The sequence below is a fragment of the Arthrobacter sp. MDT2-3 genome (assembly GCF_059090465.1).
Genome location: NZ_JBNHFS010000003.1, coordinates 478,936 through 502,552, shown reverse-complemented (window position 1 = coordinate 502,552; position 23,617 = coordinate 478,936). Strand labels below are relative to the sequence as shown.

The 23,617-nt window shown below is 63.1% G+C and carries 22 protein-coding genes and 1 pseudogene; 10 read left to right on the top strand and 13 right to left on the bottom strand.

Going from position 1 to position 23,617, the window contains the following annotated elements; genetic code table 11:
• Positions 1–86: 86 nt before the first annotated feature.
• Entirely contained in the window at positions 87–1,196 is a 1,110-nt protein-coding gene (locus tag AC5RUQ_RS12275) for a DNA cytosine methyltransferase (protein WP_493947585.1), read from the bottom strand.
• A gap of 261 nt (positions 1,197–1,457) precedes the next feature.
• Here AC5RUQ_RS12275 and AC5RUQ_RS12270 point away from each other — a divergent pair, with 261 nt between their 5' ends.
• Entirely contained in the window at positions 1,458–2,588 is a 1,131-nt protein-coding gene (locus AC5RUQ_RS12270; protein ID WP_493947584.1) for a hypothetical protein, read from the top strand.
• 90 nt (positions 2,589–2,678) lie between these two features.
• Positions 2,679–3,293 carry a DUF4230 domain-containing protein gene (locus tag AC5RUQ_RS12265; RefSeq protein ID WP_493947583.1) on the top strand — a complete coding sequence of 205 codons (615 nt, stop codon included), beginning with the start codon at positions 2,679–2,681 and terminating at the stop codon, positions 3,291–3,293.
• Positions 3,294–4,109: 816 nt separating this feature from the next.
• Here the strand turns inward: AC5RUQ_RS12265 and AC5RUQ_RS12260 are convergent.
• The 3 genes and pseudogenes from AC5RUQ_RS12260 to AC5RUQ_RS12250 all read right to left on the bottom strand — a co-directional run.
• Positions 4,110–4,368 (bottom strand): annotated as a pseudogene (locus AC5RUQ_RS12260) (DeoR/GlpR family DNA-binding transcription regulator); the annotation flags it as partial.
• A gap of 53 nt (positions 4,369–4,421) precedes the next feature.
• Positions 4,422–4,946 carry a GNAT family N-acetyltransferase gene (locus AC5RUQ_RS12255; protein ID WP_493947582.1) on the bottom strand — a complete coding sequence of 175 codons (525 nt, stop codon included), beginning with the start codon at positions 4,944–4,946 and terminating at the stop codon, positions 4,422–4,424.
• A complete protein-coding gene (locus AC5RUQ_RS12250) occupies positions 4,943–5,809 on the bottom strand; it encodes a ribokinase (RefSeq protein WP_493947581.1) in 867 nt (288 codons plus the stop codon). The genes AC5RUQ_RS12255 and AC5RUQ_RS12250 overlap by 4 nt, the downstream gene beginning before the upstream one ends.
• A 142-nt stretch (positions 5,810–5,951) precedes the next feature.
• Between AC5RUQ_RS12250 and AC5RUQ_RS12245 the strand changes: the two genes are divergently transcribed.
• Both AC5RUQ_RS12245 and AC5RUQ_RS12240 read left to right on the top strand, forming a co-directional pair.
• Positions 5,952–7,391, top strand: a complete 1,440-nt coding sequence (locus tag AC5RUQ_RS12245; protein ID WP_493947580.1) for an MFS transporter — start codon at positions 5,952–5,954, stop codon at positions 7,389–7,391.
• Between the two features lie 26 nt (positions 7,392–7,417).
• Positions 7,418–8,419, top strand: coding sequence for a nucleoside hydrolase (locus AC5RUQ_RS12240; protein WP_493947579.1), 1,002 nt, complete (start codon positions 7,418–7,420; stop codon positions 8,417–8,419).
• Between the two features lie 149 nt (positions 8,420–8,568).
• On the opposite strand, the gene AC5RUQ_RS12235 is transcribed toward AC5RUQ_RS12240, so the two are convergent.
• From AC5RUQ_RS12235 to AC5RUQ_RS12225, 3 genes are all read right to left on the bottom strand, one after another.
• Entirely contained in the window at positions 8,569–9,132 is a 564-nt protein-coding gene (locus AC5RUQ_RS12235) for a DinB family protein (RefSeq protein WP_493947578.1), read from the bottom strand.
• A gap of 92 nt (positions 9,133–9,224) precedes the next feature.
• Positions 9,225–9,725: a HEAT repeat domain-containing protein gene (locus AC5RUQ_RS12230; RefSeq protein ID WP_493947577.1), complete on the bottom strand. Its 501-nt coding sequence runs from the start codon at positions 9,723–9,725 to the stop codon at positions 9,225–9,227.
• Between the two features lie 94 nt (positions 9,726–9,819).
• Positions 9,820–10,602 carry a GntR family transcriptional regulator gene (locus tag AC5RUQ_RS12225; RefSeq protein ID WP_493947576.1) on the bottom strand — a complete coding sequence of 261 codons (783 nt, stop codon included), beginning with the start codon at positions 10,600–10,602 and terminating at the stop codon, positions 9,820–9,822.
• A 128-nt stretch (positions 10,603–10,730) separates the two neighbouring features.
• Here AC5RUQ_RS12225 and AC5RUQ_RS12220 point away from each other — a divergent pair, with 128 nt between their 5' ends.
• Positions 10,731–11,108 carry a VOC family protein gene (locus tag AC5RUQ_RS12220; RefSeq protein WP_256246204.1) on the top strand — a complete coding sequence of 126 codons (378 nt, stop codon included), beginning with the start codon at positions 10,731–10,733 and terminating at the stop codon, positions 11,106–11,108.
• Between the two features lie 53 nt (positions 11,109–11,161).
• Here AC5RUQ_RS12220 and AC5RUQ_RS12215 read toward each other — a convergent pair whose 3' ends face one another.
• Positions 11,162–11,755 (bottom strand): HNH endonuclease, encoded by a 594-nt coding sequence (locus AC5RUQ_RS12215; protein WP_493947575.1) that lies wholly within the window; start codon positions 11,753–11,755, stop codon positions 11,162–11,164.
• 551 nt (positions 11,756–12,306) lie between these two features.
• Between AC5RUQ_RS12215 and AC5RUQ_RS12210 the strand changes: the two genes are divergently transcribed.
• The 4 genes from AC5RUQ_RS12210 to AC5RUQ_RS12195 all read left to right on the top strand — a co-directional run bounded on the left by AC5RUQ_RS12210 (position 12,307) and on the right by AC5RUQ_RS12195 (position 16,085).
• Positions 12,307–12,942 carry a hypothetical protein gene (locus AC5RUQ_RS12210; protein WP_493947574.1) on the top strand — a complete coding sequence of 212 codons (636 nt, stop codon included), beginning with the start codon at positions 12,307–12,309 and terminating at the stop codon, positions 12,940–12,942.
• 115 nt (positions 12,943–13,057) lie between these two features.
• Positions 13,058–13,684: an OB-fold protein gene (locus tag AC5RUQ_RS12205; protein WP_493947573.1), complete on the top strand. Its 627-nt coding sequence runs from the start codon at positions 13,058–13,060 to the stop codon at positions 13,682–13,684.
• A 311-nt stretch (positions 13,685–13,995) separates the two neighbouring features.
• Positions 13,996–14,964: an Rv1352/Rv1906c domain-containing protein gene (locus AC5RUQ_RS12200; protein WP_493947572.1), complete on the top strand. Its 969-nt coding sequence runs from the start codon at positions 13,996–13,998 to the stop codon at positions 14,962–14,964.
• A 272-nt stretch (positions 14,965–15,236) separates the two neighbouring features.
• Positions 15,237–16,085, top strand: coding sequence for an Rv1352/Rv1906c domain-containing protein (locus tag AC5RUQ_RS12195; protein ID WP_493947571.1), 849 nt, complete (start codon positions 15,237–15,239; stop codon positions 16,083–16,085).
• A 295-nt stretch (positions 16,086–16,380) separates the two neighbouring features.
• Here the strand turns inward: AC5RUQ_RS12195 and AC5RUQ_RS12190 are convergent, their stop codons facing one another.
• From AC5RUQ_RS12190 to pdxA, 5 genes are all read right to left on the bottom strand, one after another.
• Positions 16,381–16,686 (bottom strand): hypothetical protein, encoded by a 306-nt coding sequence (locus AC5RUQ_RS12190; protein WP_493947570.1) that lies wholly within the window; start codon positions 16,684–16,686, stop codon positions 16,381–16,383.
• Between the two features lie 197 nt (positions 16,687–16,883).
• Positions 16,884–17,609, bottom strand: coding sequence for an SHOCT domain-containing protein (locus AC5RUQ_RS12185; RefSeq protein ID WP_493947569.1), 726 nt, complete (start codon positions 17,607–17,609; stop codon positions 16,884–16,886).
• Positions 17,610–17,617: 8 nt separating this feature from the next.
• Positions 17,618–18,016, bottom strand: coding sequence for a hypothetical protein (locus tag AC5RUQ_RS12180; RefSeq protein ID WP_493947568.1), 399 nt, complete (start codon positions 18,014–18,016; stop codon positions 17,618–17,620).
• Positions 18,017–18,618: 602 nt separating this feature from the next.
• Positions 18,619–19,392 (bottom strand): DeoR/GlpR family DNA-binding transcription regulator, encoded by a 774-nt coding sequence (locus tag AC5RUQ_RS12175; protein ID WP_493947567.1) that lies wholly within the window; start codon positions 19,390–19,392, stop codon positions 18,619–18,621.
• An 82-nt stretch (positions 19,393–19,474) separates the two neighbouring features.
• Complete coding sequence (gene pdxA / locus AC5RUQ_RS12170) at positions 19,475–21,859, bottom strand: 4-hydroxythreonine-4-phosphate dehydrogenase PdxA (protein ID WP_493947566.1); 2,385 nt, start codon at positions 21,857–21,859, stop codon at positions 19,475–19,477.
• Positions 21,860–22,039: 180 nt separating this feature from the next.
• On the opposite strand from pdxA, the gene AC5RUQ_RS12165 reads away from it, so the two are divergent.
• A complete protein-coding gene (locus AC5RUQ_RS12165) occupies positions 22,040–23,614 on the top strand; it encodes an ABC transporter substrate-binding protein (protein ID WP_493947565.1) in 1,575 nt (524 codons plus the stop codon).
• The last annotated feature ends 3 nt before the right edge of the window (positions 23,615–23,617 follow it).

The window sequence follows — 23,617 nt, the reverse complement described above, 5'->3', positions numbered from 1 at the left end:
CTCGGCCTCCGCCGAAGTCTTTCACGCCATTATTTACCATCCAGATGCGACATTAATGCCGACCATGGCGTAGTAAGCCGGAAGTCCTAGAAGTTTTTCAACAACTGGGCCGCTATGGCCTGTCCGAGGGCCGTGGGAACAGCGTTGCCGATCTGCTTTGCAATCGCCGTTTTTGAGCCAACCCAGAGTCGATCATCCGGGAACCCCTGCAGCTTCGCAGCCTCGAGGTGTGTGATGGCCCGGTGCTCCGTGGGATGGAGATAGCGCCCTTTTTCTGGCTTGAAGAACTCTGTTCGGACAGTAACGGACGGCTTGTCCCAATGGAGTCGTCCCATCACGTCGCCGGACCCCGAGTTGTGATTCAACCAGCAAGGAGCTTTGAGTCTGTCGGGAAGATTGAACCGGTTTCCGCCCTCTGGGATCCATCCGAAACGTTCCAGGGATTCCGTGGCATAATCACGCCCTAGGTGCAGCTCAGAAGTGCGGAAAGCGCCGGCGAAGATGCGGCCTGCATACTCGGTTCTCCTGTGAGGCAACAGCGTTTCGCTCACACGAGTGTCGATTCCTTTGAGGGCGTGCCGCACGGTTCTATGCCGTCCAATGTGAGTCGGCAGTGGGAACCCCGGGAAGGGAAGGTCCCTGTGATGGCCAATTAGAATCGCTCTCTTGCGGGACTGGGGAGCTCCGTAGTCAGCTGAGTTCAAAACGTGCCACTGGAAGTCGTAGTCCTTAATGAGCCCTTCGGAAGCGGTGGCGTCCCGGAAGTCTTGAAGCTGCTGCGATTTGCCAAAAGCAGGTACATTTTCGACTATGAAGTATTTCGGCTTTGCGCGGGCCAGGGCTTCAGCGTAGGGCTGCCACAATGTGTTTCTGATGTCATCAGGATCCTGTTTGCCCAGTTGGGAAAATCCCTGGCAGGGCGGACCACCGATTACGACGTCCACTTCTGGGACCGTCTCCCTTTTAAGCCAATCCTGAATTGGCCCTGCATACACCTTGTCACCGAACGTCGCAGCAAACGAAGCTGCCGCAGCAGGTTCGAACTCGACTGCCCGCTCGGTTACGACGCGGGGAGAGGCTGCATAGAAGCCTTGAGTCAATCCACCTGCCCCAGCGAAGAGATCCAAAACTGTGATGGACTTGCGGGTCTTCTTGCGCTGGTAAGGAGCGGCTGGGGCGGCGATGACTGTGCTCATGGTGGACTAAGAATATCTGTCCGGCAGCATGCCCTCGTGCCTTCGCCTCGTGTCTTAGCCGCTCGGTCTGCAGAGCATCCGCTTTTTCTCGAGGAACGACGGTAGCGCGGCTGCTGGGGACGTTGCATGATGCTGCAAATTGCTCTGGCAGGCCCTCCACCCAAAGATGCTCGGATCGTTGGGTTACCCTTTTGAGACGCCAGCCAGGTTGTCGAAGGTTCGTAACCTGGTCGATGCGAAACCCGCCTGAGAGGACTTGCCATGCCTGAAGCTCCAACTGACGCTGTCGACGTGGAGGATGCTCTCGAAGTCGAGGAGGCCGACAGGAAGATTGTCGAGGATGAGCAGGCCAAGCTGCGAGACTTTGTCAAGAGCCTGAGCCCAGACGATATTAAGTCTGGTGGGTGGTTCACTAAACTCGTCGCCCAGGCCTTAAGTTCCTATACGAATAAGGTCAACTGGCAGTACTTTCAGGAAAAGTATGAGGGCGTTCCAGCGGACGCCGTCGTTGAGCAGCGCATCAAGATGGCCGCGCGATACGCCGCCCTCGAAGGCGGGCTCTCCGCCAGCGCCTACTCCGTAACAGTTCTCGCTACCCTGGGGACCCTCGGTGGTTCCTCCCCGGCGACTGTCCCAGCCGCCGTCGCAACCGTCATGGTTGATGTCGCCTTCCTTACCCAGCTTCAGCTCCGACTGGCGTACGATGTCGCAGTGCTATATCGGGTTCCTCTCGACCTATCCGACCCCGATGACATGTGGAAGCTTATCCGGGTGTCATTCACCATCAAGGGCGGCGAAGTTGTGCGCGGAAGCGTAGGCAGAGCTGTCCCCGCCTTCATGCGGCCATTGATCAGGCGCTTCTATTCTGGCGCAGTCCTGAATGCCGCCAGAGGCCTGCCCGTCGTTGGGAAGCACCTCTTGCAGCGCAATGTCATCAAGATTGGAATACCGCTCGTCGGCGTTCCGCTCGCGGTATTGCTGAACCGATACACGACTCTGGTCGCGGGCCAGCACGCTCGGGCCGTCTTCAGAAACGAGGCGCGGGTGCTCGAACTTGCCGAGGGGCTGAGCAAGCGTACCCACCACCCGCAGTTGATGCTGTGGGTCGCGTGGCTCGTCATTATGGCGGACAAAAAGATCGCAGACGACGAGACGCTTCTAATGCGGCACTTGGTAAGGATTGTCCGGGACCAGCATCAGGTTGTCGATGAACAGCTAGCCAACGTTGTCGATGTCGATCCCTCCGAGGTTTGGCAACGCCTAGACAACGAGTCAGGTGACCTGAGTGACATCCTTGACGTGGCCGATCGGGTGGCCGCTGTTGACGGTCCCGTCAACAAGCTTGAGAAAGCAACAATTGCCGAGCTTCATGGTCGCTGCAGCCGCGTTTGAAGCCGTCCTGGGCTGTGAGAAGCCCGAAATTAAATCTATTTGAGTAGTAAGCGTCGGAGTGCCCGAGGCGTTTTAGGGGAGAAGGAACTCATGCTCGGCAAGCTTTTGAAAGGCACGGCCCTGGTTGTGGTTGGTGCCCTCGTCGCGCTGACGCTGACCGGATTCGGTGTCATAAACATGTTCACCAGCTGGTTCCAAGGGAGCCAGGTCGACAGGAGCCAGCCCGTAATGCTGAAGTCCATACAGGACATCAAGCAATTCCACGCTGCGGTAGGGAACTTTGAGGTGTTGCTCGACATCGAAGACGAGGCGGGTTGGGTCCCGGGATTCATCGCTGGGCGCCGCACGCTGTTTGTCGGGGCCGGAACAGTCAATGCCTACGTTGATTTTTCGGGCTTTGCCGACGGGGACCTAAACCTGTCCCCGGACGGCAAATCCTTGACGATCCGGTTGCCTGAGGCAAAACTCGACAAGCCCAACCTCAACCACGACAGGTCCGGTATCTACGACCAGGACCGCGGCATCATCGAACGCATTGCCGATGCGATAGAGACTCCAAAGCAGAAGCAGTTCTTTGTGATGGCTGAAACGAAGATGGCGGCCGCAGCTCAAGAGTCGGAGCTTCTGAAACAGGCGACTGAGAATACGAAATCCATGCTGATCGGGACTTTCGGCTCCGTGGGGATTGAAGTCAAATTCATCTAGGATGCGTCGGGCAGTTTACTGCTTAACCTGCGCCGGAAGTACTCAATGCGGGAGATAATCTTGATGGTGTCCTTGTCGGTGGACGGATTTTCCGAGCGGCATGGTTGGGACACCAGCCGGCATCACGGCTGGCTGGAACACCACGGTTGTTCCCGGCGTCGTGCCTGAATAGATCGCGGAACTGAGGGCGTAGCCCAGGCGCAGTGCAAAAGGCGCGCGCACGTGGCGGAGCATTTTCTGCGCGTCGGCCGCCAGCACCAGAAAGGTCAGCGGCGGAAGTAACGTCGTACGTCATTCGCTTGCTCGCGGGTTAGGCACCAGCGTGACTCGCCTGCCGGCAAGGTGCCGTACTGGCTACGCAAATAGTCGCGAATCCGGATCTGGTCCACACCGAGCTCACGTGAGAGATCAGCAGGAGTGACTTGTCCCTCTGCACACATATTGCAAGGGTACCCAGCCGTCGGGCTCTTGGAACTCGGACCTGAGTCGTTGAGGCAAAGTAACCCCGATGAGATGGGGGTTGCACCACCTGCTGGCCCTGGCGCGGGCGCGAGAACAACACCGCCAACACGACCCGCGACGCTAAAGACTCCCGCTCACAGGACGGAGATTCATTTGAATACTGTCACCCAGCAGCTCAGCGAAGCGCATGCCCAGGAAAGCAAGAACTCCGAGTATTTGACAACAATGGATGGAACATTTCAGGAGTTCCGGCTGCACGGCAGCAGCAAAAAACTTCAACTGGACAAGCAGAATCGTCTCAGCCGCCGACGTTCGCCACCTCAACCCGCACCTCCCGCCTCCCGGATCCAGCGCGGTCACGGACAGCTTTTCGAACCCCTGCAGCTCGTGGGCCAGGGCACCTACGGTGAAGCCGGCGTCGAGGAGTATGTTCTTCCCGGTGTGGATCACGGACGCTGCCCAGCGGGCGATGGCGTGCTTTTGCTCGAATGCCTCGCCGGTGCGCTGCCGCCGGCAGCGATGCTTCCGGGTGGGTGCCGAGGGCCATGGCGCCGCCGTAGGTGCGGACCAGCCGGCCCTGCCCGTTCAGCAGCGCCAGGTCGCGGCGGCCCGTGGGGGGCGGGCACTACCGGAAGCCAGGTTTCAACAAGCTAGGTTTCGATAGGCTCAATCACCGTCTGCGTCGACAGGTTGTACATCTAGCTCGAGTGTGAACACCCACAGCAGCACGTCCTCGCCGGGCACGTACCAGTCCCGATCCGGCGCCCGCCGGAAGCCGAGCGACTTATACAAGCCGTGGGCGCGCTCCATGAATGTGGCGCTGGTGATGCTGATCGCCTCGACGCCCGGCAGATGCCGGGCGTGCTCCACGATCTTGCGGACAACGGCTCGGCCTACTCCGCCGCCCTGGCACGCCGGGTCCACCGCCAGCATCCGGAACTCCATCTCCCCATCCTGGGCGGTCTCGCTGTACGGCTGGCCGGCGAATGTTAGCGTCACCGCCGCCACCACCCGCCCGGCGGCCTCGGCCACCCACACCTGTGCATGCTCTGCCCGGTGCTCCACGTCCTCCAGCACGCTCATGTACGGGTGGTCGGCGGAGAAGTGACCCGCCCGCAGGTAAGCCTCGCGGGTGATCCGCCGGACCTCCGGAAAATCCGACGGCACCGCCTGCCTGAACGCAATACTCACCGCGCAACCCCGGACACGGCAGTGCGCTCAACGTAGAAACCCAGCTGTGCCAAATCCGGCTGCGAGGACGGATCACCCACGGCATCCGCACCCACCACGTTGGCCACAGCAAGCGCGCGTGCGTAGTCCAGCCCCTGCCGCAGCGCCAGGACCAGGGCCGCGCAGAAGGCATCGCCGGCGCCGATGGTGTTTGCCACCGTCACCGCGGCGGACGGCGCCTCGGCCACCTTCCGTCCGCGCTCGAACATCGCCGCGCCGTCCCCGCCGTACGTCACCGCCACCAGTTTGGCCGAGGCGAGGGCAGGAATCAGGCCGTACTCGCTCTCGTTCACGATCACCAGGTCGCAGCGCTCCAGCAGCTGCGCCGGGAGGTCCATGGCCGGCGCCGCGTTCAGCACGAAGTAGCCGGCATGACGTCGTGCGGCCTCCAGCACCACGGGCAGGCCAACCTCCAGCTGGCACAGCACCGTCTCCTCCGGACCGAACTCCACGCCGTCCAGGGACAGGTGCGAGTTGGCGCCCGGGCAAACAACGATCTGGTTCTCGCCGTCGCGGTCCACCACGATCAGCGCCGTCCCGGTTGGCTCCGGCAGGACGGCTACGTCCGCGGTGTCCACGCCGGCACCAGCCAAGGCAGAGAGCATCCGCTGCCCGTTCGCATCATTGCCCACGGCGCCGACCATCCGGGCACTGCCGCCCAGCCGCGCTGCTGCGGCGGCCTGGTTCGCACCCTTGCCTCCGGGCTGTTCGGACAGCGCCGCGCCGCCGATGGTTTCGCCGGCAGTGGGCAGCCGCTCGGCGGTGGCGATCAGGTCCAGGTTGATGCTGCCGACGACGGTGACGGCAGGAAGTCGAGTGCTCATGGGAAGTCCTAACGGGGGAGGGGCCGGAAGCGGCCGGATTGAGAAATAGTGTAGACCACGGTTGTACTTGTGCGTCATACATGGTTGTATAACAACTCACATCCCAAGCGCAGGACCAGCCTGCAGAACAAAGGAGTTTGATGTGAACACCCCAACCCCTGCGGCCGCCGCGCCTTCCGCGGAGGCCGCCTCCGCCGTCGTCCTTCCCGACGAAACAAAGTTCGCCGGCCGCCGCGCCGCCCTGCTGATCTCCACCCTGCTGCTCGGCGTGCTGTCCTTCCAGCTCAACGCCAGCATGGTCACCCCTGCACTGCCGCAGATCGCCGCAGAATTCGGCCAGGGCGCCGACAGCGCCGCCCCCGTCCAGTCCATGTTCTTCCTGTCCGGCGCCATCGCCGGGCCCGTGATCGGCCGGTGGAGCGACTTCATCGGCCGCCGCGCCGCGCTGCTCCTGGTCCTGGGGATCATGGGCGCCGGCACCGTCCTCTGCATCACCGCCCCCACCCTGGAACTGCTGGTCACCGGCCGGTTCCTGCAGGGCGTCTCCAGCGCCGTCTTCGCCCTCGCCTACATCGTGCTCAGCGAAAACCTGCACGCCAAAGTCTTCGGCACCTCCGTGGGCATCATCGCCGCCATCAACGGGGGAGTGGGCGGCGTGGACGGCTACGTGGGCGGACTCATGGCCGAGACCCTCGGCTTCCGGTCCATCTTCGTCGTGGTCCTGGTCCTCACCGCCATCGCCGCCGCCTGCATCATCAAAATCGTCCCGGCCGGACGGCCGCACGGCGTGCGCGGCGCCATGGACTGGTGGGGCGCCGGATCCCTCTCGCTGTTCCTGGTGTTCATCACGTACTTCGTCTCCGGCGGTTCGGCAGCAGGCTGGACCGCACCGAGCACGCTGGCGCTGCTGGCCGCCACCGTCGCGTCCTTCGCCGCCTTCTGGATCATCGAGAAACGCCGCAGCCACCCGCTGATCGCCGTCCACCACCTGCGCTCCCGCCAGGTGTGGCCGGTCATCGCCACCACCGTCCTCACCCTGGCCGGGATCTTCGCCATCATCAACTTCACCGTGGTGCTGCTTAGCCAGGATCCCGACGGCGGCTTCGGGCTTACCGCCTCCATCTCGGCGCTGCTGTTCCTCACCCCCGCCGCGCTGATCGGCGTGTTCGCCGCGCCGCTGGCCGGATGGCTGGCCGACCGCCGCGGCTGGATCAAAACCCTCCGGTTCGGCACGGGGCTCAGCCTCGTGTGCGCCATCGCCGCCGCCACGTTCTCGGACAACCAGGCGGCGGTGCTGATCGCCGTCGCGGCCCTCGGCATCTTCTACAACGGCTTCTTCCTCACCGCCATCAACGGGCTCTCGGTGCTCCTCTCACCCAAGGAAGCCCCGGCCGCCCTGCCCGGCATCAACGGTGCCTCCTTCGGCATCGGGGCGAGCCTCGGCGTCGTCCTCGTGGCGCCGTTCGCCGCCCAGGCCACCGCCGCCGGGTACGCCACCGCCCTCTGGATCTCGGTGGCCATCACCGCCGCCGCGTTCATCGTCAGCCTCTTCGTCGCCGCCCCGAAGGGCGAGACCGTCTAAACCCTTTTTACTGTAGGAGAACCACCATGACCACGCCCTCCCCGTTCTACCTGGACTGCGACACCGGCATCGACGACGCCCTCGCCCTGGCCTACCTGCTGGCCTCTCCTTTTGCTGATGTGGTCGGGATCGGGACCGTCAGCGGCAACGTCAGTGCCGCCGCCGGCGCCCGCAACACCCTGGACCTGCTGGCGCTTGCCGGCTCTACTGATGTGCCCGTGGCCCTTGGTGCACATGACCCCCTTGCCGGTTCCTTCGGCGGCGGGGCGCCGTGGGTGCACGGCGAGAACGGGATCGGCGGGGTAACGCTTCCGACGGCGGCTGCTCCCGTTGCGTCCGAGTCCGCGGCTGAGATGCTGGTCCGGTTGGCCCTTGCGTACCCGGGGACGTTGAAGGTGCTGGCGATCGGGCCGCTGACCAACATCGCCGAGGCGCTCCGGCTGGAGCCTGCCTTGCCGTCTTTGGTGGAGTCCGTCACGGTGATGGGCGGGGCTGCCCTTGCCCCCGGGAACATCACCCCGGTGGCCGAGGCCAACATCTTCAACGATCCCGAGGCCGCCGCCCTGGTGCTGGCCGCCGACTGGGACGTGACCCTGGTGCCGCTGGACGTGACCATGAACTCTGTCTTGGAGGAGACGCACCGGCAGCAGCTGCTTGCGTCCTCTTCGCCGGTGCCGCAGGTACTGGGGGAGATGCTGGGCTACTACTTCCGGTTCTACGAGGACATTTACGGCCGGCCCTGCTCCGCCATGCACGATCCGCTGGCGGCGGCGCTCGCGGTTGGTGCTGTTAAGGCTGCCGTTGCGCCCGTGGTGCGGGCCGCCGTCGACACCACTGACGGGCCGGGGCGCGGGCAGACCATCTGCGACCTCCGGGGGCTGTATTCGGGCTACCCTCCGGTGGCGGGCGCGCGGTGCAGGGTGGTGCTTTCGCTCGAGGAGGACTTCGTCCCGCACCTGGTGGAGACGCTGCTTGGCTTCGAGCAGCGTACGACGGCGGCGCTCGCCTCAGCAGGGTCGGCCGCCTAACGCCCGGCCCACCCACTAAGGAGTTTTTGTCCAGCTATGCAGGGTTCCGGAAGCTCGAAGTCGGCATAGCTGGACAAAAACTCCGGGGACGGTCTGTGGCCAGAAGGGGTACGAAAGGCCGTTGGGTGGCTGCTGGGGGAAGCATGGCTTCACGCCGGCGGGTCTTGTCCCACGAGGCCGTCTACCGACTCCCGGAGGAGGTCAGCATGGCCGTTGTGCCGTGCGTATTCCTCAATCATGTTGAGGAGGATGTAGCGCAGACTAGGAAGCTCGACGTCGGGGTTGGAAGCAACTGTGCCCTGGCGGCCCGGACCGCCGTCTGCAAGCGCCTCCGCGAATAAGGCACGGGAGCGGATCACTGCGTCGCGCCACCTTGCATAGAGCTCTTGGGGAGAATCCTCGCTGGCCGAGTTCCAGTCCCAGTCAGGATCGGCATCCCAGTCCACGGCGTTCCACGGCGGCAGTTGCCTCCGGCCATGCAACCATTCCGTGGACATGTCGTCCTCGAAACGGGCCAAGTGCTTAAGCAGGCCGCCCAAAGTCATCGACGAGGGGGCCAGGGTCGCCCGCAAGCCGACCTCGTCAAGCCCATCGGTTTTCCACGCAAAGGTGGACCTCTGTCGCTCCAGAAACCCCAGCAGCGTGGCAGTTTCGTCACCAGCCGCAGGCGGCTCAGGGTTGATCTGGTCGCTTTGGCCCGTTTCGTCGTTCAACGGTGCCTCCTCTGGATTTAGGAGTATTCACAAAGATGACAGTGCTGCCCGCAGCTGCCAGGAGCAGTCTTGCACGCTCGCCGAGGGCAGAGTCAATGCAGCCGCCGATCCAGCCTCTGCTCCATGCGGCGCAGTGCAGCTTCCGCAACAGCCGCTTCGCGGTGATGCGGAAATTGCTTGGCTAGCAGGGGGCCCGCCGAATCCGCCTCACAAATGTCGCCGATAGCCCGCAGCGCTGACAATCGCACGCGCTCGTTCTCATCTGTGGCCAGTTCGACCAGTGCGGCCGATCCCTGTGTCAGCTCCCGGTGGCGGCAGACTTTGGCGCACATCTCCCGGACTCGCCAGTGCTCATCACTGAGACCGCCAATGACAGATGGGGCTGCTGATTCGTTCCACACATAAAGGAAGGCTCTCGCACCCCACACCCTGCTCCAGTACGGCGCCCAACCCGTCGATCCGCCAAGCAGGCCGATATCAAGAAGCTCCTGAACGACCTGTCCGGAAAGCAGCGACGCCGCCCAGTCAACGACTTCGGCCTCCCCGTACTCTTGCACCGCGCGCTCAATCAATACCTGCGGATGAGGCCTCATTCCCTGATTATAGGAATGCCGCGGAGCTGACCTATACGGGCGCCACTGAGGTCAGCCGGAGAAACACCACAGCAGGGACCAAGCCGAACACGCCCTAAGACTGCAACGACTGCATCACGGAGAGGTGCCCGGCCCTGGCGGCGATCAGGCACTTGGCCAGGTAGAAGGGCTGGTTGCCGTATCGAACGTACTGGGTGAGGACCAGCACGGGATCGGACGGGCGCAGGTCCAGCAGCTTCGCACGGCTGGGCCCCACCTGGCTGAGGCTGATCTGGCACTCGCCGGGCCCGGGCAGCCGGCCCAGCTGGTTGTTGAGCGCGGCAAGCAAGGTGGCACCGCCGTCGTCCTTTATGTCAAGGGGCGCGGCGGCACTTTTGCCGAGGCTGACCGGCTGGGCGGAGATGTTTTCCTGCAGGTGGGCGATGGCTTCGCCGTCGCGGATCAGGACGGATTCCCAGAGCCAGCAGTCGGTGCCCGGCTCGACGCCGACGCCGGGGGCGGCGAACTCGGACGCGGGCTGGCGCACCACCTGGATGCGCTTGACCTCGAGCTGCTGCCCGGGGCTGCCGAGGACTTCCTCGAAGGGGCGGATGCGTTCGATGCCGATGCGGGGAAGTGTGTCCGAGACGAAGCGTCCGACGCCGCGCCTTGCCCTGATGAGCCCGTCCTCCTCGAGCAGCATGAGGGCTTCGCGGACCACCGTGCGGCTGACTTTCATGTCGGCGCCGAGTTCGGTTTCGGTGGGGAGCATGGAGCCGGGCGTGAGGAGGCCGTTGCGGATGGCTTCGGCGATCCGGGAGTACACCGCGACGCGGAGGGGTGAGCCGGGCTGGGCGGCCACCGGCTGGGACAGGAACCGGGCGGCGTCCTGGTGCACGTTATGCCTCGCTTTGTGGGTCTTGGGAGTTCCAGCCTACCGGTGTGACGGGTTTGTTGGACAAGCCGCCGTTTGCTGACCGTTCGGATTGCTGGCTGTTGGGGTAGGGCCTCCGTACACTGGGGTCCATGGTCTCCCGTATTAGCGAACTGGTCCTCAACTGCGCCGATCCGGAACTCCTGGCGGGGTTCTGGAGCGGGGTCCTCGGATATGTCGAGCTCGACAGGGAAGACGGGGCCATCGAGATCGGCCCGCCGGACGCGGGGTTCGGCGGTCTGCAGCCGACCATCATCCTGAGCCCGAGCAGCAACCCGCGGCCCGGGCGCCTTCCCCTGCACATCGACATCAACCCTGTGGACCGGGACCAGGACGCCGAGCTGGAACGGCTGCTTGGCCTTGGGGCACGGCCGGCCGACGTCGGGCAGACGGGTGACGAGCAGTGGCACGTCCTGGCCGACCCTGAGGGCAACGAATTCTGCCTCCTGCGCAGGCGGCTTGACCCCTGACCGGGCGCCGCCCACCGGACGCACTCCGCCAGGTTTCCCGAGCCAGACCGAAGTCAGGGGAGGGGCTGCCGTTCACCAACGCTGACGGAAGACTCCGGCGGTAGGTAGTCCCGCCGTCGTCGTTCCAGCCTCCCCTGCTGGCCCGGTGAGGGGATGCGGGCGCCCTTGGCGCGGTTGCACCTGGCGCAGGCGGCGACAAAGTTCTGCAGGCTGGTGGACCCGCCCTTTGACCAGGGATAGAAGTGGTCGCCGTGCTCAGCGGGCCGGGAACAACGCCCCCGGAAACCTGCCTCCATCTCGCATTGGCCGTCCGCGCGGGCCATGCCCTTCCGGCGCTGCTGGCTGCTGAAACGGCGCACCGGATCCCGGCGGCGGATGTCCCGGGCGTTCACGACGGCGGCGACGATGACAAGTGCGACGGCAAACAGGCCCGGTGGTATTACCGCGGCCAGGACGCCGTCGAACATGTCGCTGAACACCTCGCGGACCACACCTACACCTGAGCTGGAGGATTGGCGCGGCGCCGCACCGGGCTGCATGTTGGACGTGAGCGACACTAGTGCTGCAGACACCAGCCACAGCATGACGGCCAGGTATGCCAGCCGCAAACCTGTGCGGGTCCAATAGATGCGTCTCAATTCCGGCATTAAGACTTCCCCCATAATCCTTCAGCTCGTAAATCTGCCGCCCCTACTGGGCTAGCAAGATCGTACAGTCAGACGGGTGAATGATTTCGGGTGGACATCGTCCTGATACGTTCCGTTATGAAGACTGCACTCCGCGAAGCCACCGCGCTCGCCTCTGCCGTGCGCACCGGTGAAGCCTCCGCGGAGAGCGTTCTGGCGGAGTTGCGGTCCCGGCAGGCGGGTGGTCACGGCAAGGTGGTAGATCTCCTCGCGCCGTGCGCTTGCGCTCAGCATTCCAGGGCTCCTCTTCGTGCCGGTCGTAGCCATGCGGAATACTTGATCAATTCTTGAGCCAAACCTGAGCGTAACCTGGCCCCTTGCTGGGTGTTTGCTGAAACCCGAAATGTAAGGTTGACGAAGGCAAATCTAGGAAGCACATCTTCAAGTGCTTATGCCGCGTTCTTGTTGTATCGGGGGAAAATGAAGTCTAAATTCACTACTGTCGCACCAGTCATGCTGCTGAAGGCGCTCAACGGTTGCGGGTCCAACGCAAAACTTCTACGGGGGACCCGTTGACAGCACCCGAATCAGGAGGGCAACCGTACACGCCGGCCCCTCAAGATCAGCCCTATCCGAGCCTTCAGCAGGGACAGAACCAGCCACAGGCAGGTCGTCCCTACTCATTCCAACCGGACGCCGAGCAGGGCAACCACCCACACACGCTTAGTGCCGGTAAGCCTCCGCGCAATGTTCAAAGAAAGCCCACACCGGCGGGGCTCAAATTCGGTGTTGCTGGCCTTATTCTCGGGGTACTGATTGGCATCGCAGGAACATCTATTGCCACGGCTGCAGTAAACGACGCCCGTGTAAGAGCCGCCGCTGAAGCCGAAGCCCAGAAGCCTCGGCCACTGCCGGAAGCCGTTGAAAAGTGCAAACTAACGTCCGAGGGAACGTCGGCGAAGCTCGGCGACGATGGCCATAGCTTGTCCTTGGACAGCGAGGGTAAGGATGACTATTCGGGGCTTTCCATGACGCAGGTGGACTGCGTCTTGGAAGCACTCAACATGCCCGACTCCATCAACGACCAGATGGGCACCACGAGGGCGCTCGATGGCACGCAGAGGGACAGCTGGGATGATTTCAGCGTTTCGTGGAACTACCACCCGGATAGCGGTCTCCACGTCAATCTCAAGGAAACGACGAACTGACTTTACCGCTGGCCGTAAGCCGTACGCCGGCTACTGATGTGGTGAAAGAAATTGCACCTCCGGAAGCAGTAATCCGGGTGTCACTCAATGAATCAAAAAATTAGAGGGGAATGACATGACAGAAAATGCAACCGTCCAAGAGGCCAAAGGTGACGCCAAGGCACAAGCGGCAGCGGACAAGGCATACCGCAAGGCATCACGCCCTTGGTTCAAGAAGAAGCGCTTCATTCTCCCGCTGATCCTTGTCGCGTTAATGATCATTTCGTCCATGGCAAACGCGGGCAAAAAGGATTCTGAAGCTACTGTCGCTCCGGTCACGGAAGCACCGGCAGCGGCATCTGCTGCGGCTCCAGCACCGGCTGCTCCAGCAGCAGCGCCGGCGGCGCCTGAGCCGGCTGCGCCCCCTGCCCAGGCAGCGGCTCCGGAAGCTGTGGCGGTTGATGCCGCTACACTACTCGCAGACTTCAAGGGCAACGAGGCCGCTGCCGATGCGAAGTATAAGGGGAAAGTTCTGCAGGTCACCGGCAGCGTCGATAAGGTCGACACTGAATTCCTTGACAAGGATCAGTACATCGTGAGGCTCGACAACGGTGACCAGTACAGCTTTTTGACCGTCAACTGCAGTGATGTAACGGCGGCGAAGGCAGCCACTGTTGTGCCCGAAAGCACGATCACCGTCCGGGGCACGTTCCAGGATGGCGGGGACCTCGGCGTCGAGCTGAAAGCTTGCGAAGTTCTCTAATCGGATTCTCGGGGTCTCGGCGGTCCAAGTCCGTGTCTATGTAGGCAAGGACTTGGACCGTTCTGGTTGGGCCGAAATGTCCTGCCTCGCGCGGAGGATGCACTTCCCCGGCCTCTGAGTCATCTTTAGAGGAACGATGCGGTCCGGCGAGGGGTTCAATTCTGAACGGTTGCGGCGTCAGGACAAAAGATCAAGTGGCCGCATCACTGACGGACACTGCCGTTCCGGCCATTACCGTTATGCCATCACCACGTTCCGCCCTACCCAGGCGGGGCACCATCACCGCACCTCGAAACCGGAAATTGGGGGACATGAAGCTCTCTATCCCTGCCGTTTTGGCAGCCATCGCTATCTCGCTTACCGGCTGTGGGGGAGGGGAGAAGCAGACGTCCTCCGCTGCGGCGACCAAACCCGCATCCACGGTGCCTGCCAGGGCGAAGGTCCCTGATGTTGTAGGAAAGACCATCCTGGAAGCCAAATCGGAGTTGGGCAAGGTTAGCTACTACGCCAGCATCTACGGCCCGGACGGTTTGAAGTGGGCCAGTGAAACTGTTCCGGACGAAACAGTCCTGACGGTTTCAACAGCACCTGGGGCGGGCGGCGTCTCCGCGAACGCGACAGTTAACGTCAAGGTGAACGTAACCGAAAAGGACTTCCTGGCGGGGGCGAAGGCGAAGGACGAGGCAGTTGCTGTGGCAGAAGCTGAAGCCAGTATCACAACGCGCTACACGTATACATGCGGCAGCACCAAGCACAAATCCCTAAAGGAACTCTGGGCCAGCGGCGACTACACGCATGGGGGCACCTGCAGGGCCGATGGCAGTTACGACCTGCTCCCCAGCGAGCAGAAACTCGTCGATTTAGTAACGTCCAAAGGCGTGAAGGTCACGGACGCGAACCACACCATCGAGCGGATCATGGCCCTCTGCGCGAAGCTCGAACTCAACTACACCGACCTGCCCACGATTCCTGAACGTAAGGGCGAAGCTGAGGCGGCGCTGACAGTTTGCCCGGATGCCCCGCACGCGGCAGACCTCCATGGCGTCGTCACTCAAAGCAAGGTTGTCGATGGAAATATGACGGTCGGCACAACGATGGAGCCAGGAACCTGGAAAACCAAGCCCGGCGTGAAGGACTGCTACTGGTCCCGCAGCACCGGCGGCGGCGAAATCATCGACAACGACATCATAGATTTCGCTCCCGAGGGCGTAACTGTAACCGTTCATACGGGGGAAGGTTTCAAATCGTCCCGCTGTGGAACCTGGACCAAGATCGGGTAGTTCCGCCGCCCTGGGAACCTTCAACATCTAGGCCAGCACGACCTGGCCACAAACCCCTTCGCCGCCCACGCAGTCGAACAATCACCGCACTTGAACGAAAATTAGAGGACATGAAGCTTCGCATACTTGCCCTGTTGGCAGCTGTAACTATCACACTGACCGCTTGTGGGGGAGGGCAACAAGCCAGCGACTCCTCGCCCGCCTCAACTTCGGCAAGCGCCAAGCCGACCCCGGCTGCTCGGCCTGTCCCGGACGTCGTCGGCCAAACATACTTGGCCGCTCGATCCACATTGAACAAGAGCGACTACTACGCCCGCCTCGTTGGTAGCGACGGCAAGAAGTGGACCACCAACATCGTGCCCAACGAGTCCGTAATCGCCGTTTCCATGAACCCTGCAGCGGGCAAGGCATCCAAGGAGGACTACATCGACGTCACCGTTAACATGACGGAGCAGGAATTCCTCACAGCCGTCAAGGCTAAGGAAGAGGCGGCCAAGGTCGCGGCCGAGGAAGCGAAGATCGCCACTCGCTACACCTACACGTGCGGCACGTGGAGCAGCACCCAGCCCACCTACAAGTCCTACAAGGAAGTATGGGCAAGCTCTGACTACAGGTTCGGAAGCGAATGCTCCGTGAAGATCGGGGGCAAGTATCCGAGCGATAAGCCCACGCTGATTCCGAGCGAACAGAAGGTCGTGGACTTCGTTGCTGCCAAGGGCGTCGACGTAAGCGCTCCCGGCTACCTGGTCGGCAACATCATGAAGCTCTGCGCCAAGGTCACAAGCTCCTACGCTGACGAAGTGACGACGCCAGCACGCAAAGCAGAAGCTGAAGCCGCGCTGTGGGTCTGCCCTGACGCCCCGCACGCCGCCGTCCTGCAAGAAGCTGTCACTGCGATAAAGATGACGGACGGCAACAAAATCGTCGGTCAGACCATGGAGCCGGGCACCTGGAAAACCAAGCCTGCCATCAAGGACTGCTACTGGTCACGAAACACTGGCGGCGGAGACATCATCGCAAACGACTTCGTCGGGTTCGCGCCCGACGGGGTCACCGTAACGGTCTACGCGGGGGAAGGCTTCGAGTCATCTCGCTGCGGCACTTGGACCAAGATCGGCTAGGACCAATAGCAGGAAGGCGGGCGCGGGTCATCTCGCGTCCGCCTTCCTCATGCCGGGTCACTTTTACCACCTTTCACACCTCATCCAGATGATGGCGTAAAGAACCGCCACGGTGGTGGTGGCCAGTGCGATGGCACCGGGGTTTCTACCGGGCTTCCCGGCGATCGTTAGGATCCCCAGGAACGCCACGTAGAGGAACCAGGCGGTACAAACGCTTAGAAGCCAGCCAAGGCGCACCCCCGCAATGGCCCGACGAAGCTTTGGCTCACGCTGCGGAACCGGCCGCCCAGTCAGTTCACTCGATGCCTTTCGCGTCTGACAGTTTCTGCATGGTGTTGATGCCCGGCGTCACGGAGAGCTTCTGGAACCCGCACAGTTCGTGGGGCAGGGTGCCTACGGCGGAGCCGGCATGGAGCAGGATGGTTTCTCCGGGCCGGATCACAGATGGGGCCCACCTGGCGATGGCGTGTTTCTGCTCGGATGCCTCGCCGATGCCCTGCCGCAGCGACGCCTCCGGGTGCGACGCCCAGCGCCATGGCTGCGCCGTAGGTGCGGCTGGTCCGCCCTGCCCGTCAATGCGCCTGCAACGAGATATATCCAATTGAATGCAGTGACTCCATGTTCATCGGTGCGAAGAGGTGGCCGACACCTTTCCGGCCACCACCAGAATTCCGAGCTCAGGTGGATATGCGACGGGACAACTGGAGTACGTTATTTGTATCTCTAAGATGGGTGGTAAGGGGCAGATACCAGCCAAGCTTTCCAAACGGCATACCGCGGTAATCTGAATTCACCGTTTCAAGACAAGAGGCGCTGCTTCAGTCTGTTGAATTCCTCCTCGGTAAGCACGCCGCTTGCCCGCAAGGCTGACAGCTTGGCCAATTCATCTGCCAGTCCATGCATACTCGGCGCAGAATGATGAGACTCTTCTTCGCGTGAAGCCTCGGACGCTTGGAGACTGGGTCCAGCGTTACTCATCATCGCCTCGACCATAGACGCCCAACCTCTAGCTGCAGTGCTGAGTTTTGAGTGCAAAACAGAGCCCTTGAGCACAACGGCTTTGTTTAGTCGCAGGTCAAAGATCGGGAATTCTTCATCGTTTACAGTGAGCCTCAAAGTCAGATCATGAATCTCGTCACGGCTTCTTACTCTGGCCCCGAGGCCTCCGATTAAGGCGCCAGGTCCGCCCGCGATGATGTTTCCAACCAGCGCTCCGCCGACCTGTCGCCCACGACTCGCCTGGGAGATCGTACGACCATCTTCGTAGACTTCAACTGACATGACGTCCGCCGCTTGGAATATCCTTCCCGCCATGAGTTCCTTGTTGAGGATCCCTATCTTCTTCCTTGTGGTATCGAGGGCAATTGAATCATAGTCGTTATGCAATAGACGCGAAGCGGAAAATTCGGGAAACTTTGAAAAACCAATTTCAAATGGAAGTTCCGCTAGCCTGGCGGGGTCGCGGACGCCACGGCAAAGCCCGGCAATGGCAGCTTTGGGGCTTGTCACCGTTTCCACCGGCACCGATGGGGCTAACTCCTGCATAGCATGCCAGAACGTGGATTCTCTTCAGAATAGGCGGAAACAGCCCAGGGGTTTGCAGAAACATCTAGAACGATAATGCTGGAGTGCTTCGGAATAACCGCCACTGCTTCTTCCGCGCCATCGGACCGCAGGAACCTGTCTATATCCTGAATCAAATAGCGCTTTTCGCGCACCCAGCCCTGATCTGTTGCTTTCTGAATCACTATGGAATCAGGGTAAGCAATGAGGCTCTCCCGTGCACCAATGAAAGACGCCGAAGGCATAGCTGCGTAAGAGCCATCAGGTCGACGGAGGGCAGCTGCGAGTCGGGCTTCCCGCTGTGAGGCCAGCTTTTTGCTGCGTTTCTCCTCTGCACGTAACGCGCGCTGCTCCCGGCCGTCAAACATACTTGCCTGCCTTGCAAATTACTTCGTTGTTCACAGCTGCCCCCCCCCGAGACTACAGATGAAGGAATAGATTGCCGCGTGCCACCGCGCACGAGATGACTATAGCTACTTATGCGAGAACAGGCCTAGACCTGCATTACGCTGGTGGTGCCGAGGAGTCGGACCGGAGGCACATGTAAAACCGACAACAAGGCCATCACTGATGGGTGCCTTTACCGAAATCATCCCGCCGGCGCCAAAGCCGCAGAACTACCCCCCGACATCGTTTGGCCCCATTCCAGGTAATAAGCAGCCTTACGGACCGCCCAGCCTCATCTTCATCAGATTCCTCCTGCCTAAAGCCGGCAGCCCTGTCTCGAGGGCCGCTGCTGCCGTGATGGTGATGGACATAGTGATGCGACTGAGCCAGCGTTTCACTCAAATACACGGTTGTCGCTTCCGTAAAAGCCCCAGAAAAACGGGATAGGTCCCTGACTGCAGCAACTTTGAGTTGGGCAGTGACTGACAACGGCCGTCCTAGCAATTGCGACTCATTTTGAGATCCCCTTTACTGGCCTCTTGGTGGCCCTGCTCGCGGCTAGCTCCTTCGCCACGAAGGCGATTTATGGCACAACATTCGCCACCTCAACCTGGACCCCCGCGTCCCGGAACTTCTGCACCTGCTCCGGGTTCGCGCCGTCGTCCGTTACCAACGTCCAGGGCAGCGCCAGCCGTGCCCATGCGTGGAACGGCCGCTGGCCGAGCTTGGACGAGTCCGCGAGCACGTAAACTTCCTGGCCCCGCCGGGCCATGAGTTCTTTGAGGCGGGTCTGGGCGTGGTCGGCTTCGCAGATGCCGTCCTCGGCGGTGACGGCGTCGGCGCCGAGGAAGACCCGGTCGAAGCTCATCCGCTCCAGCGCGGCCTCGGCCAGCGGTCCCACAAAACTCTGCGAAAGGCTGCGCAGCCGGCCGCCCAGGCAGTCCACCTCGATGCCCTCGGACTCGGCCAGTTCCTGCATGGTGTTGATGCCCGGGGTGGTCACGGACAGCTTCTCGAAGCCGCGCAGTTCATGGGCCAGGGCACCCACGGTGGAGCCGGCGTCGAGCAGGATGTTCTCCCCGGGCCTGATCACGGCTGCAGCCCAGCGGGCGATCGCGTGTTTCTGCTCGAACGCCTCGCCCGTGCGCTGCCGCAACGACGCTTCCGGGTGCGCGCCCAGCGCCATGGCGCCGCCGTAGGTGCGGGCCAGCCGGCCCTGCCCGTTCAGCAGCGCCAGGTCGCGGCGGATGGTGGACGCGGTCACCTCGAACCGGGCGGAAAGCTCCTCCACGGAGGCCAGACCGGTGGTCACGGCAAGGTGGTAGATCTCCTCGCGCCGCGCGTTTGCGCTCAGCATTTCCGGTCTCCTTCCCGTGGCAGTGGCTGTGGCAGTGGTAACCATGCTAGTTCCGGCCCCCGGCAAGTACCGGCAGCAACGCCTACACGGCGATGGCAGGCCGGGTGGCCATCTCCGCCGCCTGGTGCAGCGCCTCCACCATGGAACGCGAATCAGCGATAGCCTTGCCGGCAATGTCGAAGGCGGTGCCGTGGTCCACGGACGTCCGGATCACCGGCAGGCCCACCGTGATGTTCACGCCGGCCTCGATGCCCAGCACCTTCACCGGCCCGTGCCCCTGGTCGTGGTACATGGCCACCACCAGGTCGTAATCGCCCCGGCCGGCCAGGAAGAACAGTGTGTCTGCCGGCAGCGGGCCCACCGCGTTGATGCCCGCAGCCTGCGCGGCCTTCACGCCCGGTTCGATCTTCTCCGCTTCCTCACCCTGCCCGAACAGGCCGTTCTCGCCGGCGTGCGGGTTGATGGCGCACACGCCGATCTTCGGATTCGGAATGCCCGCCCGGACCAGCGCTTCGTGGCCGCGGCGGATGGTGCGCTCCACCAGGTCCGGGTTGATCTTGCGGATCGCATCCATCAGCCCGATGTGCGTGGTCACGTGGATCACCCGGATCTTGGGGGTGGAGAGCATCATGGACACTTCCTCCGTGCCCGTCAGGTGCGCCAGCAGCTCGGTGTGTCCGGGGAAGATGTGCCCGGCCGAGTGCAGCGCCTCCTTGTTCAGCGGTGCGGTGCAGATGGCCTGCACCTTCCCGGCCATCGCCAACTCGCTGGCCACCCGGATGTATTCGTACGCGGCGTGCCCGGCCACGGGGGAGAGCTGGCCCCACGGCAGGTCCTCCGGCAGCAGCGCCAGGTCGATCACGTTCACCCGGCCCGGCGTGAACACCGCGTCCTCAACGTTTTCAATGCTCTGGATGTCCGCCTCGATCCCCAGGACGTCCGCGGCCTGGCGCAGGCGCAGCGCGTCGCCGATCACCACGGGCCTGCACTCGGCGTTGCTCTGGGGATCCAGCACGGCGGCCACCACCACCTCCGGCCCCACCCCGGCGCCGTCGCCCATGGTCACGGCCACGTAGGGGAGTTCGTTCTGCTCGGTCTTGCTCACTGCGGCGGTTGTCATTTCTGCTCCAGATCGTTCGGAAGTCTTGCTGGGAAGGGTGTTGGCGGGAGCCGGCGCGGACCGGCCGCGGCGCTCCCGGATTTCGTCGTAAAGCTGTAGGAGGGCGAGGTCATCACCGAAGCTGCCGGGCTTGGTGCCCACCAGCGTTCCGTCATCGGCACGGCTCAGCACCGCGCCGTGCTGCACCGCTGCGAGCGGCACCAGGCTTTGGTGGCCGACGGCGTCCAGGACTTCCCGGGCCGTCTCACCGCCGGTGAGGATCAGGTCTGCCTCCAGTCCAGCTGCTGCCTTGGCGGCGAAGGAGGAGAGGGCCTGCACGATGCTGGCGGCGCGTGCCGGGTCCACTTTTCCTGCCGCCAGGGTGACGGCCACGTCGGTGCCCGCGGCCAGAGCCACCCTTGCTTCCTGCAGCTGGGGTCCGTAGGCACCAGTGGCGCCGGCGTACTGCGGGTGAAGCCTGATGACTTCGAAGCCGCGGCCCTCCAGCCCGGCCAGCTGCGCCTGCGCAGTTTTGGACGCGGAGCCGACGACGGCGAGCACCGGCCTTGTGGTTTCTTGCGGTTTTGCGGTGCCTGCTTCAGCTTTATCCTCAATCTGCGCGTTTCGCGCAACTTGTGCAGCCCAGTGCTGCGCGAGGACGTCCGCTGTTCCCCCGGTACCCACGAGAGCGATGCGGCGGTTGCCGGCCGTAAAGTCGAGTTCCAGCAGGGCGTCCACCAGTGACTCCAGGTCCTCGGCTGTTTCACCGTCAGCCACTATCAAAGCGGGCTGCTCGGAGTCCAGTAGCGCTGACAGTGTGCCGGTCAGCGAGCCCGACCGGACCTGGGTCAGGTCAAGGGTATGGACCGAGGCCGGATCCTCCGGGCGGAGGAGGGACGGAATGTCCGCTGGCGGGGCCGAAAGCTCGGCCTGCCAAAGGTCCGTCTCCACCAGGGGAGTACCGGCAACAAGGGGACGGCCGTCAACTACGGACCGCTGCAGCTGGGGGAGGGCCCCCGCAACAACGGCATGGAAACCAAGTCCTGTCAGTGCGGAAACTTCCGCGCGCACATTGCCGCGCCACAAGGAGTCCATCTTCTTGAACAGCACCCGCGCACCGGCAGCGTCGGGGGCGGCAAACGTTTCCTTGACCAGAGCCTCGGCAGCAGATTCGGCAAGCCCACGGGAGTGCGTATCGGTGACCACAACGTCGGCGACAGGCTCCGGGAAGGAGGCGTCGCCGTCGTGCGTTCCCGGAACACTGTGGGTGCCCAGCAGGACCTGCGCACTCAGCCCGTGCTGGACAAAGCAGGAGCCAACCTCGGCGGCGCCGGAGAAATCGTCGGCCTGCACAAATACGGAAGCCACGTTGCTCCTCTCGTCGTCGGCTGGGGCCCGCGCTGTGGCGGGATGCATTCATCATGACATGGTTGCGCGAATCACGCTAGAGGGGTTGCGTAATCTGCGCAGGAGTGGCAAAGTGATGGACACAACATTCGGCGCAGCCATCCGGCCGGCAGCCGTCCCCGATCTACCGAGAGGTCAACGATGACCGTTCTTCCTCAAGGAAGTGAGATTTCCCGCCGCCGCCTGCTGCAGTTCGGCGCCGCGGCCGGTTTTCTGCTGGGCACCGGCGGCCTCGCCAGCTGCGCGGGCCCCACCGGCCTCCCGGGACCCAGCACCCTGACCCTGGCCCTCAACCGCTCCCTGGTCAGCCTGGACAACAAGCTCAACCAGTTCGACGCTGCCGTCACCGTCCAGCGCGCAGTCCGCCAGGGCCTCACCGCCATCGGCCCCGAAACCAAGCCCATCCTGGTCCTGGCCGAACGCTTCGAGATGACCGGGCCCACCGAATGGACCGTCACCCTCCGCGAAGGCATCCGCTACTCGGACAACAGCCCCGTGCAGGTGGAGGACGTTTCCACCGCCCTGAAGATGTACCAGCAGGTGCAGGGCTCCTTTGTGGCCGGCTTCTTCCCCGAATTCCCCGAAGTGGTGCCCGTGGATGACCGCACCTTCAAGATGGTCTCCAAGAAGCCCGTCCCCATCCTGGACTCGCTCATGAGCATGATCCTGATAACCCCGGCCGCGCAGAACAAGCCGGAGGAACTGCAGGAAGGCCTGGGCACCGGCCCGTACGTGGTCACCAAGTTCAACCGCGGTGCCGGCACCTACAGCCTGGAACGCAACAAGAACTACTGGGGCCCGGCGCCGCAGGTGGACAACGTGGAAGTCCGGTTCCTCCCCGAGGAATCCAGCCGCGTCATCGCCCTGCGCAGCGGCGAGGTGGATGTCATCGACTCCATCACGCCCGACTCCCGGGAACAGCTCGCCGGACTTCCCGGCGTCGAACTCCAGGAAGCGTCCAGCCTCCGCCTGAACCAGATCTTCTTCAACTTCCGCAAGCCCGCCGGTCATCCTCTGGCCGATCCCCGCGTCCGCCAGGCATTGAGCATGGCGATCGACGGCGAGGCGCTGGTGCGGGACGTGCTGGTGGACTCCGTCACCCAGGCCGAGGGCGTCACACCCTCCAGCCTGACCGGCTACTACAAGACCGGCGAGTACGTTTACGATCCCGAGAAGGCCAAGGCCACCCTCGCCGAGCTCGGCGTCAAGGACCTCACCCTGAAGATCATCTGGGAAACCGGCGAGTTCGCCTCCGACACCTCCGTGATGGAGGCCCTGGTGGAGATGTTCGGCAAGATCGGCGTCAAGGCCGAGCTGCAGCAGTTCGAACCCGGCGGCAACATCCTGGCCTGGCGCCAGGGCAAGCAGGGCGACTGGGACCTCCTGGGCAACGGCTACCCCAGCCCCACCGGCCTGGCCATCACCATGCTCCAGGGCATGTACTCCGGCACCCCGGAAAAGGAAGCCACCCGCGATACCTACCAGGGCTACGTGATCCCCGAGGTCACCGCCAAGATTCAGGCCGCCTCCGCCGAAGCGGACCCGGCCCGCAGGACAGAACTGCTGAACGACGCACAGCAGGCCGTGTGGGACACCTGGCCTTGCGCCTGGGCGTTCGTCCCCAAGTCCGTCCTCGCCCACCGGGAGCGGGTGTCCGGGATCAACCTGGCACCCACCAACTCCTATCCCCTCGTTGATGTCCGGCTGGAGGCCTAAGCC

Coding starts and splice junctions, on each gene's coding strand:
- AC5RUQ_RS12275 (WP_493947585.1), bottom strand. CDS start 1,196: ATGAGCACAGTCATCGCCGCCCCAGCCGCTCCTTACCAGCGCAAGAAG.
- AC5RUQ_RS12270 (WP_493947584.1), top strand. CDS start 1,458: ATGCCTGAAGCTCCAACTGACGCTGTCGACGTGGAGGATGCTCTCGAA.
- AC5RUQ_RS12265 (WP_493947583.1), top strand. CDS start 2,679: ATGCTCGGCAAGCTTTTGAAAGGCACGGCCCTGGTTGTGGTTGGTGCC.
- AC5RUQ_RS12250 (WP_493947581.1), bottom strand. CDS start 5,809: ATGAGCACTCGACTTCCTGCCGTCACCGTCGTCGGCAGCATCAACCTG.
- AC5RUQ_RS12240 (WP_493947579.1), top strand. CDS start 7,418: ATGACCACGCCCTCCCCGTTCTACCTGGACTGCGACACCGGCATCGAC.
- AC5RUQ_RS12230 (WP_493947577.1), bottom strand. CDS start 9,725: ATGAGGCCTCATCCGCAGGTATTGATTGAGCGCGCGGTGCAAGAGTAC.
- AC5RUQ_RS12220 (WP_256246204.1), top strand. CDS start 10,731: ATGGTCTCCCGTATTAGCGAACTGGTCCTCAACTGCGCCGATCCGGAA.
- AC5RUQ_RS12215 (WP_493947575.1), bottom strand. CDS start 11,755: ATGCCGGAATTGAGACGCATCTATTGGACCCGCACAGGTTTGCGGCTG.
- AC5RUQ_RS12205 (WP_493947573.1), top strand. CDS start 13,058: ATGACAGAAAATGCAACCGTCCAAGAGGCCAAAGGTGACGCCAAGGCA.
- AC5RUQ_RS12200 (WP_493947572.1), top strand. CDS start 13,996: ATGAAGCTCTCTATCCCTGCCGTTTTGGCAGCCATCGCTATCTCGCTT.
- AC5RUQ_RS12180 (WP_493947568.1), bottom strand. CDS start 18,016: ATGTTTGACGGCCGGGAGCAGCGCGCGTTACGTGCAGAGGAGAAACGC.
- AC5RUQ_RS12175 (WP_493947567.1), bottom strand. CDS start 19,392: ATGCTGAGCGCAAACGCGCGGCGCGAGGAGATCTACCACCTTGCCGTG.
- AC5RUQ_RS12165 (WP_493947565.1), top strand. CDS start 22,040: ATGACCGTTCTTCCTCAAGGAAGTGAGATTTCCCGCCGCCGCCTGCTG.